The following is a 14,282-nucleotide window of genomic DNA, read 5'->3' as shown; positions in this document are numbered from 1 at the left end:
ACTATTGCATGTCAATCATTTTTTTTGCTTTTTCTTCAATAAATTTTACAACACCCGATATATCAATCCCCGTTGTATCAAAAACAATAGCATCTTCTGCCGCTTTAAGAGGAGAAACTTTACGGTGACTATCTTTATAATCTCTTGCTTCAATTTCTTGTTTTAAGAGTTCTAAGTCAGTTTCGATACCTTTTTCAATATTTTCTTTGTATCTTCTTTGTGCACGTTCATCCACTGAAGCAATCAAAAATATTTTTAATTCTGCATCAGGTAAAACTACTGTTCCAATATCACGACCATCCATGATAATTGATCCAGTTTCAGCAATACGTCTTTGTTGCCTAACTAATTCTTCTCGTATTTCTGGAATAGCTGATACCCAAGAGACATTATTTGTGACATCATTTTGTCTAATATCCAATGTAACGTCTTGATCACCAAGAAATACTTTTTGACTACCGTCACTTGCTTTCTTAAATGAAATAGGTGTTTGAGCAAGATTATCTAATATGTCTTGAACATCATGCTCAGTGTATTTATTTTTTAATGCGATATATGTCGCTGAGCGATACATAGCACCAGTGTCCAAATAAGTGTAGCCAAGATCTTTTGCAATAATCTTGGCTACAGTACTTTTTCCACTTGAAGCTGGACCATCAATCGCTATTTTAATGGCTTTCATAAATTCCTCTTCAACTACTTGATAATAACTGCATCTCCAGGGTTAGCATACCAATACCCTTGAGTCATATGGTCTGGATTAAGTGCTTGTAATTCTTCAACACTAATTCCAGCTCTTCCTGCGATGGAAGCTACACCCTCACCTGGTTGAACAACAATTGTTTGTCCTTCAGCACTTGAACTTGAAGAACTAGAACTGTCATCAGTACTTGTACCAGATGCTTCATCATTACTTGTAGCTTTACTTGAATCTTTAGTATTTGTTGTTTTGTTTTTATTGTCAGATTTTTTTGAAGCCTTTGAAGAAGAAGCCCCATAAAATCCAATAGTATCATTTTGTTTATTACCACCACTGTTTGAAGTGTAGAAAAAAATGAATAAAATAGCTACAATAATAACAAAGAACACACTCAAGAGTGCTGTTAACCACGGTGTACTAAGAAGTGCACTCCTCGCATGTCGTGTCCTGGATTCTCTCGAATCTTTTACAATTTTTTCTTCCCATGGTTCTTTAGCCATGTTTCTCCCCCTTGTTAAATTAACAAATTCATATTAGAATAATACTATGAAAGTATCTATTATTCCAGAAAAATGCATTGCCTGTGGGCTCTGCCAAACCTATTCAAGCCTCTTTGACTATCAAGATGATGGAATCGTTAAATTCTCAGATTCACAAAACTTAAGTCAAAATATCGACCCTACAGATCAAGACGCTATCTTAGCAGTCAAATCTTGCCCTACCAAAGCCCTTACAATCCAGTAAGAGGCTTTTTATCTTTTTTATAAATTTCGAAATAATCTAAATTTACCAAATTATCAACAAGAACGACTTCACCTCTAAATTTAGGATTAATTGCCAAGGCATCTAAAAAATATTTTTTAGGCCATTTTCGCATATAAAACAGGTGTTTTTTTCCTTTTGCAAAAATTGTAATAGTTGATTTAGTAACTTCAATTTTTCTGATATCTTTAATTTTAATCCGACGAGGACCAAAAAATTTCAAAGAAACGATTTTTATAATTCCTCGTTTTTCATCAATAATAAAATACCGTTGAAGACCAATACCAACTAGGATAATAAAGATAGCAAATAGGACAAAGACTTGACTGGGAATATCTGTCCGCTCATATAAGAGAGACAGTCCTATAAATATAGGAACAAAAGCAATTGACCAATAAATGATGGAAAAAGATAACTCAGGTTGCCAATGGTAACGAATTTTACCAAATATTTTTATCATTTGTCCCCTCCATTTTTACAGTCATTTAAGCCTCTTGAACAATGCCGATGATAACATCTACTGCTTGTTCCATAGTTTGAAGACTAACAAATTCAAAACGACCATGCATATTTTCGCCACCGGCAAAGATGTTTGGTGTTGGAATTCCCATAAAGGAAATTTTAGACCCATCAGTACCCCCACGAATTGGCTCAATAATCGGTTTAATAGAAAGATTCTCCATAACTGATTTAGCAATCGTAATTGGTGTCATATCTTTTTCAATGACTTTTTTCATATTGTAATACTGATCTGACAAGGTAACAAGCACGCGCTCAGCACCAAGTTCTTGGTTCATTCTATCAGCAATAGCTTGAACTTCAGCTTTTCTCGCTTCAAAGGCTTGGTCCTCAAAATCACGAATGATATAAGAGCTTTCCGCTTCTTCTACACTGCCTGACATACCATGTAAATGATAGAAGCCTTGGTAGCCATCAGTTTTTTCAGGTCTATCTGCCTCTGGCAATTGATTATGAAAATCAATCGCCAATTGCATAGCGTTAACCATTTGCCCTTTAGCAGTACCAGGATGGACGTTACGGCCCATAAATTTAAGCTCTAGAGCTGCCGCACTGAAGGTTTCATATTGCAATTCACCAAGTGGACCACCATCGACTGTATAAGCAAAATCAACGTCAAAGTCTTCGACATCAAACTTGTTAGCTCCAACACCGATTTCTTCGTCTGGCCCAAAGGCTACACGAATTTCACAGTGTTCGATTTTTGGATTAGCAACTAAATACTCTATTGCTGTCATAATTTCAGCAATCCCAGATTTATCATCTGAGCCAAGTAAAGTAGTACCATCAGTTGTAATCAAGGTTTGTCCAAGATAATTATTTAAATTAGGAAACTCTTCTGGAACAAGTGAATAGCCTGATTGACCAAGTTCAATCTTACCACCCTGATAATTTTCAATAATCTGCGGGCTAACATTCTCTGCATTAAAATCAGCAGTATCCATATGAGCAATAAAACCAATTTTACGTGTTAATGTAGCACTATTTGCTGGTAATGTTCCAATTAAATAACCATTTTCTTTAATATAATGAACATTACTTAAACCAATTGCTTCCATTTCTGGTTGCAAAATATTCAATGCAAAAGCAACTTGACTTTCAGTACTTGGTGTAGTTGTTGAGTCAGGATTACTTCGCGTATTTTCTTTGACATATTTTATAAATCTGTCTAACAAAGTTTGATATTGCATAATTCACCTCATAACTTAATCAATAACATTATAACACAGAAAGGCTTAAAAAACTCTTCTTTCAGATGATTTTTAAGCCTTTTCATTATACTAAATTGTGTAAGTCTTATAGTAGGATAAAATTCCAGAAACAATTCCCTGTGCTAGTTTTTCTTGATAAGCACTTGAGTTAATTCTTTGGAACTCTGTCGGATTTGACATGTAACCTAGTTCAAGAAGCACAGCTGGAGCTGTTGTTTCCCTTAAGACAGCAAATGTGTTTCTAAGTACGCCATTGTTTTTCGCGCCAGTATTTGACACAGTAGCAGCTTGAATGGCATTAGCCAACATTGAGCTACGAGTTAGTCGTTCAGCATCATTATGGAAAGTTTCGTTAATTTTTGATGGGTACTCTGGATAGTACTCATAGTAATATGTTTCAATACCATTTGCTGTGCTCGCTGTCGAAGCATTAAAGTGCATGCTGACAAAAAGGTCAGATAATGAGTTATTTGCTTTTTCTGAACGAGGTAATAGATCCATATAGCTATCATCTGTTCTCGTTAAGACAACCTTATATCCTGCAGCCTCTAACTTCGTTTTCACTAAATTCTGCATTGCAAGGTTCAAGGTTTTCTCTGTTTGGTTGAAATAGCTCGCGCCTGGATCATAACCTCCATGCCCAGCATCAAGATAGACAACTTTATTAATAATGGCATAATTTCCCTGTGAAGCTGATTTCCCGGTACTTTCAAAGTAATATTGACCTAGGTTAAATCCACTTCTTGTATTATCACTAAAATCGATGTAAGTATGAACTGTATAGTTGCCGGCTAAAAATTGATGTAGTGCCTCATTGACCTGAATGCTAGCTGTTTGATTAAGTAAATCAGTCGTTTGATACCAATGTATATTGGATTGGTCAGATAAGGACCAAGCAGCTACACTAACTTTTTTAATTGTTTTTGTACCACCTTGAACATCGACTGTTAAGATCCCTTTATCTGCTTGGTAATTTGATACAGTAACTTTTGGTTGAATAATAACTGGTTGAATTACTTCTTTAGATATTTTAAAACTACCAAGATTAGTACCAACTTTACTTCCATCGGTATAATTAGTATAGACATGAACAATATAATTATCAGAAGTATTGCTGTGGTTGGCAATGTCAATCAATTGACTTGTGCTATTATTGGAAATTTGAGGCTTATACCATTTTAAATCATCTTGACCAGCTGATTCCGACCATACCGCCATCGAAATACTTGAAATAGTTTTAGTCTGACTAGTACCAACCACATTTACAGTGAAACTAGTTTTGGTCTCTTGATAGTTAGTTACCGAAACAGTTGCATTAGGTTTCGTTTCAACATTACTAAAAGTAGTCGTCAACAAGCCAATTTGACCACCAGTAATTGTACTTTGACCATAAATATGGATTTTGTATAATCCTTTTTCATTATTATGATTTGCAATGTTTACTAATACTTGGTAATTACCAGTTGTTACTTTACTAGCTTTATACCACTTGAGGTCATCTTGACCATTTTGATCAGTCCATACAGGAATAGAAACACTTGTAATGGTATCTGGTACGTTATTAACGTTAATTGTAAAGCTCGATGGACTAGTTTGCGTAATTTGACTTGTTACTTGTGGTTTCAATAATGTCACATCTAAGGTAGTAATCCCTTTCATGACACCATCTGATTTTTGATAAGCATGGATATGATAGCTGCCAAATTCTTTATGTCGAGAAAAATCAACATAAGCTGCTCCTTGAGCAGAAGCTGTATACCACACTAAATCATTTTGATTATTAACATCTCCCCATACAGCATATAGTATGGAAGCATCTGTTGGAATTGGTTGGTTATAAGTAATCGATATGCCTTTATCATCAGCTGTGGCGGTTACAGGACTTGTAGTTGTTGCCGCCATTGTTACTGATGCCATTTGTTTTTCTGGAGCACTAATTTCTTCAGATAAAAAAGCCACTTGATTTACTTCATCTGCTGTGACAGTTGAAGCAATATCAGTACTCTCATTAGTTTGAACATTTGCTTCAGTTGAACTAAGCACAACTGACTGACTAGTTATAGTTGTACTTGTTGTTTGGCTAAGATTTAATTCAGAAACAGGAACCTCAGCTGTTACAGATACATCTGATGAAGAAATCTCTTGATTTGGTACACTAGTTCCTGTACCTACTATGCTGTTAGTTTCTTGAGTTAATCCAGAATCAGTAGATACTGGTGTGGTATTATTAATATTTGTAGTTGTTGTAGTAGACGGTGTATTAGGCTCTACCAAGACATCTTCTGCCAAGACATTCTTTTGTACAAAAAGCATGCTTAAAACAAAAGGTGCTATTAAAAATATGTTGTTTTTAAGTTTCAAAATGGTAACCGACCTTCAATTTAATATTTAAATAATTATAACATTAATTCATATATGCTTCAAACTGACTAAACTAAAAAAGCAATCCTAGTTCTACTGTCGAACATAGGATTACTTGTAGTTTATTTGCTATTTTTAAAAATAAATAATTTACTGAAAACGTAATTTAGAGCAATGACTAGCACTTGACCAATGATTGTCTCAACAGCATTAACAAGACTGATATTATGATTAACAAATTGACCAATGATATTTGGAAACTTTTCAACCAGTAGGTAAGCGAGAGCCAAATCAAGTAATAAAGTAGCAATTCTTGCAATACTAAACTTAATTAATCGATTAAACCAACCAGCTCTAACCTGGTTGAAAACAAAAATATCATTAGTAATAAATGCAAACATAACCGCAACAACATTAGCAACCAGAGCTGATAAAGTCGCTTCTTTAGTCAGAGAAAAACATAACAGCCTAACAAACATGTAGACAAGTGTGGTTAAAACACCAAAAAACAAATATTTAAAAACTTCATTATTCAATATCTTTTTTAGCATAATTACAAATCACTTTTTTCTTTTATAATATAAACAGGACGTTTTTTAGTCTCTAAGAAAATTTTTGCAATATATTTTCCTATTATACCTAAAGCCAATAATTGAAGCCCACCCAAGAGTAAAATAATACAAATTGTACTTGCCCAACCAGAAACAGGGTCTCCAATAAAGATTTTTTTAAGGACAATAAATACTATTCCAAAAATAGCTGCTAAAAAAGAAAGAATACCTGACCAAGTTGCTAATTCTAACGGCGCACTTGAAAAATTTATTAATCCTTCCAAGGAGTATTTCAATAGGCTAAAGAAATTCCAAGAAGTTTCTCCTGCTACTCTATCTCTATTATCAAAAGAAATATATGTAGTCTTATATCCTACCCATGCAAATAAGCCTTTCGAAAATCTATTAACTTCTCCTAGCTCAAGAATACTGTTTACAACTTGTCTAGTCATTAACCGAAAATCTCTAGCACCATCAACCATCTCTGTATCAGAAACAATATTTATAAGTTTATAGAATAATTTAGAAAAAAAAGATCTAATAACCGGCTCACCTTTTCGATCAGCTCTTCGAGTTCCTACAACATCAAAACCATCATTAATTTTCTCATACATTGGAATCAACAATTCAGGTGGGTCTTGTAAATCTACGTCCATCACAGTAACTAAATCACCATCTGATTCTTCCAAACCAGCTAGTAAGGCAGCTTCTTTCCCAAAATTTCTAGAGAAGGAGAGAAAATTTACATTAACATATTCTTTAGAAGCATTACGTAAAACATCTAGAGTTTTATCAGATGACCCATCATTGACAAAAATATAATCAAATATTAAATCATCAAGCATCAATTTTTCTATTTTTTTTGTCTCATTTAAAAATGGATAAATTGTCTCGTCCTCATTATAACAAGGAATAATAATACTAAGTTTTTTCATTGTTCAGACCTTTCTTTTCCAAGTTAGTCAATTCCACATACAATTCCTTTATCAAGAACATTATTACTATATATATACTTAATAAAACTGGAAGATGAGTTCTTACTCCAGAGGCATATATTGTTGGTGAAAATGAAACTGACATTCTACCAAGGTAACCAATTACAACGATGTATATTAAGAAAATTTTCTTATCATAATTAGAAATCAATCGATAAATAGCAAATGCCAAAAATAGTAAAAGCGTTAAGTACATTAACCATACATAAATTAACTCGACAGTAATATTATAATTCTTTAAATTTGCAACCACCGTTTTGAGTGAATAGAACAATGTCTTAATACCCAATTTATCAGAAATTATCATACTAAATAAGCAAATACTTGAAATCAATATTAAAATCTCTTTCTTGTAAAGAGCTAAAATAATAAAAAGAATCAAAAGTATGTATATTGCTGTTATTTGATTACCGAAAAACAAACTATTATTTGTATCAAAAAATCCTAAACATATCTTTTTAAAAACTGAAATATGATCAAATTTCGGGTACCAAGCTTTTACTTCTTTTAATTTTCTAATCTGACTTCCTGGGGAAAATAACATTGAAAAAATGGAAAGAATAGAAATAAGGAAAGCAATGATATATGTTCTAGAAAATTTATTATTATTTTTATAATAATAAATTATGAGATACAATAAAAATAAAAAGCTAATTAATGCAAATTGTTCTTGCATAACTGTCGGAATCAAGAAAAGGAAAGATAATATCTTAGCAATTTTATTCTTCTTTGTAATCAACCACATTGCAACTATAAATAATACCATTGGAAAATAATAATTTGTAATTGTCGCAATTAGTCCTGCTCCAAGAAAAAAATCAGTAGGAAATATATAAATAAAAATAATTGGTATTAAAAAAACAATAACAGAGGATTCTTTTATTTTACTATCTACTATAATATCTGATAAGACATAAAATAATATTAAAGTAGCAATAAATAAAACTAGATCAAACAAAAGATAATTAACTGAAAAAAACATTGTTGCAGATTCAATAAATAACCTACTACTCCAATTTTGGTATCTATCTATAGCAAATTTAAAATAGTCATAATGATATTTTTTTGCCATATTTTGAAACCAAGTTTGATCTCCAGGTTGGTTTATAAAGCTTATTGATTGTAAAGAATACAATAAACTAAAGAATGTAAAATACACCATCTTATAAATTTTCTTCATTTTAACCTCTATTTCAAATTAAAAAACGATTTATAATGTTTAAGATAACGAGAGCCAAATATTATATCATACTGAATTATCTTTAAGTCATTCTTTATTTCTTTTCCGTCATTATCAAGATTATTTTTATCAATACTTGCCTTTTCTAATACATCTGTTAAAAGTGCATCATATGGGCTTACTTTTGAATTAGTATGTTTCAATAACAATGCAGGAAAATCACTTGAATTTACTTTACTATATTTATATTTTTTATTTTTATAATTACTCCAAATAAAGAAATCAGTCTCATATTTTAAATTGGGGTTTTCTTTGAATATTGAATTTGGATAGAAACTAGGAAGATGATCTCCATAAAAAACAACTGAAATCTTTTTATCAATTTTCTTTAGACTGTCCAAGAAGGATTTAGTTTCAATATCAGTAGCATACATTAATTTAACATAACTATTTAATGAGTTTAACTGATTCTCATCAAAATTTTCCCCAGTAGCTGCAATATCTGCTGGTTGTTCTTGTAACCATGGAACATGATTTTGAAAAGTAATTACAGAGAAAAATTGACTATTTTTTTTATCAATTTTATCTAACACATTTTGATAAGTTGATTTATCTGAAGGATACAAACCTAATTTTTCAGAAATTGTTGGTAAATTTCCGGTTCCTTCTGATGCAACAAATGTATCAAACCCCATTCGATTATATACATCTTTTCTTGAATAAGTGTGAGAATCCCCTAAGTGAATTGCAATTTTATTCTTATTAGAAAAATAATTTGAAATTGAAGGGATGTAACTCATTTTCGGTACTATTTCAGTATTCATAACTGAAACTGCTGGGGATAAATTATAATATGGTAATCCAATCAATGACTGCAACTCCATATTAGCAGTTCCTCCACCGTAACCATCGGATTTCATTAATCCAGATGTATTATTATCTTCTATTTCTTTAATATTAGGTAATATTTCTTTAGAAATAGAAACTCCTGGCAATCTTTCGGGTTTTGAAAAACTCTCGCTTAATATGAAAATAACTGTTTCGTCAGTAATGTTATTATTTCTCGTTGCATTAATCTCATCAGCTCTTTTACTATATTTTTTTACTATCTTTGAAATTTGTTTTTTTGAGTATTTATAAGGTTTTTCCATGACTGGCTTACTAATTTGCTTTATCCAGACATAAGAAACCGATTTATATTGAGAATTGGTTAAATGCCCCATATAAGCTATATCCAACGAATTATTCAATTTAGATAATACAGGGATATTTTCTATAATCTTACCTTTTTTTTCATTCCTGAATATTTGATAAACAGAAAATAATAATAGAAAAACAATAACTATAGTTGTAGTTCGGAACACAGTTCCATTGAAACTTTTAACATTCTTAAATTTCTTCTTAAACACAAAATAAATTATGGATGGAATAACAACTAATAATATTAAATATAACAAGTACTTTTTATCCAAAAAACTTAAAATTAGTTTAATATCTTTTATCCATACAATGTCTGTAATTAATAAAGGTTCACTTCTCATTTTGACTTTAACAAAATTAACAACTCCTATAAGTATAGTAGTCAAAATAACTAATAATGTACTTATTAGATAATCATTTAAAATAGCATAAAAAAGAATAAAGACTAAAGTTAATAAAGTTATTTGAAAAAATGTGGCACCATCAAAATAGAAAATCCCCATAAAGTCAGAATCTGCTTTAACACCATACTGTAACAAAAAATTCAATAGTATGGCAAAAATTAGACTAGTTGATAAACTAATTGAAAACCCCATATCAAGATGGATTAATTGACGAAAACCTTTCAAAAACAAAAGTACTATCGTTGAAAACAAAGCAAATAAAACAAATGTTATAATCAATGTAAGCAAGACAAAGTCAAAATAACCATTGCTTTGTGTTAAATTGGGTATTGATTCGCTATAAAATATCGATATATTCGACGAAGCAAATGCTATTAATGAAACTAGATAACCAATAATAATTTCGTAAGTTTGGGTATTGAGATGTACTTTTTCAAATCTATCAAACTTTTCAAAAAACAGTATAAGGTAGTGAAACACTAAGCTGATCAATAATAATACAACAATTATAATCAAAGCTCTATTAGATATAATTTCATTTTTTAGTAAACTGATATAATCGATCTTAATATTATTCAAATTTGAAGAAAATCTAATGAAGATACTGATTAACAAGTAAACTACTATTGAAATTATTGATTTTATAAAATTTTTAATATTGTTGTACAGTGAAAGATATATAAGGAAAATTATTAATGAAATAAATGCAAATTTCGTTTCTAATGATAATAATGATTTGTAATTAATATTTAAACCAGCAACATTAGTCAAAATTGATTTATTTACTAGATAAAAATTCATGATAAAAGTCGTAATGAATAATATTACAACATTTAAGATTCCTAACCAATTCTTTCCAAATTTATTTTTTTTCATTTCCTAATTTTCTCACCTAACCTTCTAATTATATATTTTATTGCTCGAGCAGGTCCTATCACAATATATTTTAATGCTCCTTTTATACCACCCATGTAAGTGAAGTCTACAAAGGTATTTGGTGCACCATTTCCACGTTCATTCAATAATTTATTATCGATGAATGGAGTTAAGTCAACTGGATTTTTAGAAATCCTAAAATCATAATGTTGATTCCAAGCAATATAAATTAATAGCCTTTCTATTGCATGTAATATTGAATTTTGAGGTAATGGCTCAGCAGGTACATCTTCTGCTGTCAGGTTCAAGTCAAATAAAGGCTTTAAAGCATCATATTTAAACCAGACAAAGGTTCCATAGGACATGACAAAAGTGTGAAGATGATTGAAATCAATGGACTTTGTTAATCCCATTTTTTTCCATAACTCATTCATTTCCGGGGCTATAAGATTTTCATTCCAAGCCGTTACTATCTTATTATAACGGAAATAAGTCGGCATATCAGCAATAACGATACCTACTTTATTTTTTTCAAGAGTTGCTAAGATGCTATCTGCTGGAAGGACCAACATTTTGATAAGCTCTTTTCTCCAGCTTTCTCCAGCCCAAAAATCAGCTTCTTTGGATTTTTTGGTGTGAAAATGACCAATGTAGTCATAAACTGACAATTTTTCTTTTAAAAGCAACATTGGTAAAACATCGCGACCAATATTACCAGTTACAAAGACCTCAGCTTTTTGATTATTTTCATTCAATACATTTTCAATTTGTGTTTTTTTCTCTTCGATATCAGTTGTAATAAACAAATCATAATCAAAATGAAAATTCTCAAATGCACTTAAAAATTCTTGTAAAAGATCAACATAAAAAGTATGTAAATGAATTGCAACTTTTTTATTAATTACTTCACTTGGCAAATCAGATTTTAGATATTTATTTGCTAATAGATATTTAAAATCCGGATAATTAATATCTGACATATGCTCAACAATCAAATCCACTGGATAAGTAGACTCTGTTTTTATGTAGTCCAATAAATATGGAGTTATATGTTGATTATTATCTATTGCTTTTACTTTGATGAAAGGTACTCGATGTTGAAGAATCGCTGTGGGATGATAATAAGAAAAATCAGCATGCAGTAATTGACTAGCATCTTCTTTTACAGTATTAAAAATTGTACTGTAATTAAATCCAGCTTCAATCAATCTAGTCGTGGCCTGAGTCTCGTAGTGCTTGATAACGTCTTGAACATCAGAAAATTCAATTATTGCCTTCCAAAAATTTAAATATACATCTGATTTTAAAACTTCATTTTTAAAGCACATAAAGTAACTTTGAATATGCTCTTTAAAATCTTTAGTTTTGCGATTATTAGTTAAACCCCAAAAATCAATTTTGTCATCTTGCTCAAATTTCTCATAATAGTTTTCAATAGACCATAATGGACCAAAACAAGTATCATTCATAGTTGTAACATTATCAAAGTTTGATAATTCATCAAAACCGATATAAGCCATTCCATCACGCCAGGCAGCAAAGTCAAAACCACTGTTACTTCTTTGAATGAAATCATCAAATAATCCTTTTGATTTTAAGTTTTCAATATCAATATTTGAAACAGGACTATTTGAGATAAAAATAATTTTTGAAAATAAAGGTCGCATCTGTTCTAGCTGGTATTGAACATGAGAGCTCACTAAATTATATTTATTAAAATGAACATACAAAAGCAGACGCTTCATTTATTTCTCCTTAAAAAGTTGATAATCTTTGTTGGAATTGTCCAACGTCTAGAATGTGTTACCGAGTTATATCTGACAACCATTTCTTCTAACTGGGTTTGGATTTCTTTATTTCTTTCATACAACTGATTATTAAGAATTTCAAGATAATCATATTCTTTTTGTTTTTTTAGTACGTTATTAAGTTGGGATGATAAGAAATCAGGGAGAAAATCATCTTGATAAAGGTGAGACAAATTTGAAACAAGATAACTTAATTCAAAATTTTTGCTTTTTAAATAAGAAATATTAAAAATCATCTGAGGATCCACATGATTGAAATAATAACTTTCCCCAACATTTATTCCCGAAATGGTTTTGGGAAGTAGTTGTGTATTATCTTCAATATTTTTAAGTCGAATTTCTTTATAATAACTAGGTCTTTCAGACATATCAATTCTTACTTCAAAGGTATTGTCTGGAAGTGAAAATGATATTTTATCTTTGTTAATTAATGAGTAACTAATACATCTGCGCTCATCCCAATTTTCTGAATCAGATCTGTAATATATTTTCACATTTTCTTTATTTGCTGGTGAAAAAATCTCTTGAGGATCATATGCACCTATAAAGTTGCTCAATAATGGAAAATATGATTTCTCTTTATAACCACCATCACCATTCAAGACTTCTAAAATATTAGAATAAGCAGTTTCCATAGTATAAAGATTTTGAATTTTATTTACCTGATTTAATACACTGCTTTTGAAATCATTATAATTTGCTAGATAAGATTGAATTTTATTTACTAAATCTTGAACATTTCCTAACTCATACAACTGGCCAAATCCAAAATAGTTTGTTACCGATTTATACCCTGGGTTATTAGCTGCAATTGTTGGTACACCATTTAATAGAGCCTCTGCATAAACTAAACCAAATGTTTCCATTTTAGAGGTTAATAAAATAATATCACTACCTGTAACATAATCCCATGGATTAGATTTATTTGGTATAAATGTTATCCCTGTTAACTGATTCTCAGAGATGAATTGATCACATTTATTTTTATAAGTTTCATCATAGTCACCAATAAAAATTAAATTTGGACGTGGACATGATAAGTGTAAATAAGCTTTAAGTATTTCAAGTTGATTTTTATTGTCATTGATTCTACCTATAGAAACCAATCGAATATCATCATTTACATTATCTTTTAGATTTGATTGAAAGGCGCCAAATGGAACGAAGGATGATAATTTTTCACTATTCTCAAATAAATTCTGTAGATGTGACTCTAATTCTCCGGATACAGCAAAAATTTTATCAGATAAGCTCTCCATTAATGGTATTAATTTTTTATAGTATGAAAATTCTTCCAAAGGAAATTCATGAATTAACCAATAATGGGTTTTCTGTTCTATTGCAGCAGCAATGGCTCCTTGAAAAACATTTGCTGTATTTGAAATTACAATATCAACCGATTTTTCTTGAATTAATTGTCTTAATTCATATACATATTTTTGATAAAATAATGTTCTATCTTGAAGACTATCTTTTTTAATTCCTGGAGCATCTTCCCACCACCAATTTTTATACTCTAGTGGGATTAACTCAATATTGTTACTCTCCATTTTTTTATGATAATTTTCAGTTGTAGAATGGTTTTCTGAGGGGACGACATTAATTATATGATATCCTGACTCTGCCAAATGACCCATTAAGCTTGTAATAGACTGTTCGGCTCCATTATCCAAAGTTCCAGTTGGTGAAATAAATAGTATATTTTTCATAACAAC

12 protein-coding genes are annotated in these 14,282 nt (G+C 30.6%); 1 reads left to right on the top strand and 11 read right to left on the bottom strand.

The annotated features are described in order from the left end of the window. Position 1: 1 nt before the first annotated feature. Together cmk and MKY69_RS03895 are read right to left on the bottom strand one after the other, a co-directional pair. Entirely contained in the window at positions 2–682 is a 681-nt protein-coding gene (cmk, locus tag MKY69_RS03900; protein WP_003102803.1) for a (d)CMP kinase, read from the bottom strand. A gap of 14 nt (positions 683–696) precedes the next feature. Next, a complete protein-coding gene (locus MKY69_RS03895) occupies positions 697–1,200 on the bottom strand; it encodes an SAG1386/EF1546 family surface-associated protein (protein ID WP_003103656.1) in 504 nt (167 codons plus the stop codon). Between the two features lie 46 nt (positions 1,201–1,246). On the opposite strand from MKY69_RS03895, the gene MKY69_RS03890 reads away from it, so the two are divergent. Then, the gene (locus MKY69_RS03890; protein WP_003102781.1) at positions 1,247–1,444 is read left to right on the top strand and encodes a ferredoxin; all 198 of its coding nucleotides are present in this window, start codon (positions 1,247–1,249) and stop codon (positions 1,442–1,444) included. Here the strand turns inward: MKY69_RS03890 and MKY69_RS03885 are convergent. The 9 genes from MKY69_RS03885 to MKY69_RS03845 all read right to left on the bottom strand — a co-directional run bounded on the left by MKY69_RS03885 (position 1,431) and on the right by MKY69_RS03845 (position 14,276). After that, positions 1,431–1,922: an EbsA family protein gene (locus tag MKY69_RS03885; RefSeq protein ID WP_003104539.1), complete on the bottom strand. Its 492-nt coding sequence runs from the start codon at positions 1,920–1,922 to the stop codon at positions 1,431–1,433. The two genes, MKY69_RS03890 and MKY69_RS03885, sit on opposite strands and share 14 nt — an antisense overlap. Before the next feature lie 25 nt (positions 1,923–1,947). After that, positions 1,948–3,171: a peptidase T gene (gene pepT, locus MKY69_RS03880; protein WP_013793822.1), complete on the bottom strand. Its 1,224-nt coding sequence runs from the start codon at positions 3,169–3,171 to the stop codon at positions 1,948–1,950. 90 nt (positions 3,172–3,261) lie between these two features. Beyond that, on the bottom strand, positions 3,262–5,505 hold the full coding sequence (locus tag MKY69_RS03875; protein WP_340791886.1) for a GBS Bsp-like repeat-containing protein: 2,244 nt from the start codon (positions 5,503–5,505) through the stop codon (positions 3,262–3,264). A gap of 170 nt (positions 5,506–5,675) precedes the next feature. Further along, the gene (locus MKY69_RS03870; RefSeq protein WP_076751696.1) at positions 5,676–6,104 is read right to left on the bottom strand and encodes a GtrA family protein; all 429 of its coding nucleotides are present in this window, start codon (positions 6,102–6,104) and stop codon (positions 5,676–5,678) included. A gap of 2 nt (positions 6,105–6,106) precedes the next feature. After that, a complete protein-coding gene (locus MKY69_RS03865) occupies positions 6,107–7,039 on the bottom strand; it encodes a glycosyltransferase family 2 protein (RefSeq protein WP_340790992.1) in 933 nt (310 codons plus the stop codon). Continuing rightward, positions 7,026–8,279, bottom strand: coding sequence for a DUF6056 family protein (locus MKY69_RS03860; protein ID WP_340790991.1), 1,254 nt, complete (start codon positions 8,277–8,279; stop codon positions 7,026–7,028). Before MKY69_RS03860 ends, MKY69_RS03865 begins: the two co-directional genes overlap by 14 nt. An 8-nt stretch (positions 8,280–8,287) precedes the next feature. After that, positions 8,288–10,759 carry an LTA synthase family protein gene (locus MKY69_RS03855; RefSeq protein ID WP_340790990.1) on the bottom strand — a complete coding sequence of 824 codons (2,472 nt, stop codon included), beginning with the start codon at positions 10,757–10,759 and terminating at the stop codon, positions 8,288–8,290. Further along, entirely contained in the window at positions 10,756–12,504 is a 1,749-nt protein-coding gene (locus MKY69_RS03850) for a rhamnan synthesis F family protein (RefSeq protein ID WP_340790989.1), read from the bottom strand. Before MKY69_RS03850 ends, MKY69_RS03855 begins: the two co-directional genes overlap by 4 nt. Then, positions 12,501–14,276 (bottom strand): glycosyltransferase, encoded by a 1,776-nt coding sequence (locus MKY69_RS03845; RefSeq protein ID WP_340790988.1) that lies wholly within the window; start codon positions 14,274–14,276, stop codon positions 12,501–12,503. The genes MKY69_RS03850 and MKY69_RS03845 overlap by 4 nt, the downstream gene beginning before the upstream one ends. Between the last annotated feature and the right edge of the window lie 6 nt (positions 14,277–14,282).

Origin of the sequence: Streptococcus sp. FSL R7-0212, from assembly GCF_038007985.1 — a bacterium.
Classification (GTDB): Bacteria; Bacillota; Bacilli; order Lactobacillales; family Streptococcaceae; genus Streptococcus; species Streptococcus parauberis.
Note: the sequence above shows the minus strand (reverse complement) of the source record. Positions and strands in the feature narration are given on the sequence as shown.

Excerpts from the sequence above, each read along its gene's own strand:
- cmk (WP_003102803.1), bottom strand. The coding sequence starts at position 682 with ATGAAAGCCATTAAAATAGCGATTGATGGTCCAGCTTCAAGTGGAAAA.
- MKY69_RS03895 (WP_003103656.1), bottom strand. The coding sequence starts at position 1,200 with ATGGCTAAAGAACCATGGGAAGAAAAAATTGTAAAAGATTCGAGAGAA.
- MKY69_RS03890 (WP_003102781.1), top strand. The coding sequence starts at position 1,247 with ATGAAAGTATCTATTATTCCAGAAAAATGCATTGCCTGTGGGCTCTGC.
- MKY69_RS03885 (WP_003104539.1), bottom strand. The coding sequence starts at position 1,922 with ATGATAAAAATATTTGGTAAAATTCGTTACCATTGGCAACCTGAGTTA.
- pepT (WP_013793822.1), bottom strand. The coding sequence starts at position 3,171 with ATGCAATATCAAACTTTGTTAGACAGATTTATAAAATATGTCAAAGAA.
- MKY69_RS03875 (WP_340791886.1), bottom strand. The coding sequence starts at position 5,505 with ATGCTTTTTGTACAAAAGAATGTCTTGGCAGAAGATGTCTTGGTAGAG.
- MKY69_RS03870 (WP_076751696.1), bottom strand. The coding sequence starts at position 6,104 with ATGCTAAAAAAGATATTGAATAATGAAGTTTTTAAATATTTGTTTTTT.
- MKY69_RS03865 (WP_340790992.1), bottom strand. The coding sequence starts at position 7,039 with ATGAAAAAACTTAGTATTATTATTCCTTGTTATAATGAGGACGAGACA.
- MKY69_RS03860 (WP_340790991.1), bottom strand. The coding sequence starts at position 8,279 with ATGAAGAAAATTTATAAGATGGTGTATTTTACATTCTTTAGTTTATTG.
- MKY69_RS03855 (WP_340790990.1), bottom strand. The coding sequence starts at position 10,759 with ATGAAAAAAAATAAATTTGGAAAGAATTGGTTAGGAATCTTAAATGTT.
- MKY69_RS03850 (WP_340790989.1), bottom strand. The coding sequence starts at position 12,504 with ATGAAGCGTCTGCTTTTGTATGTTCATTTTAATAAATATAATTTAGTG.
- MKY69_RS03845 (WP_340790988.1), bottom strand. The coding sequence starts at position 14,276 with ATGAAAAATATACTATTTATTTCACCAACTGGAACTTTGGATAATGGA.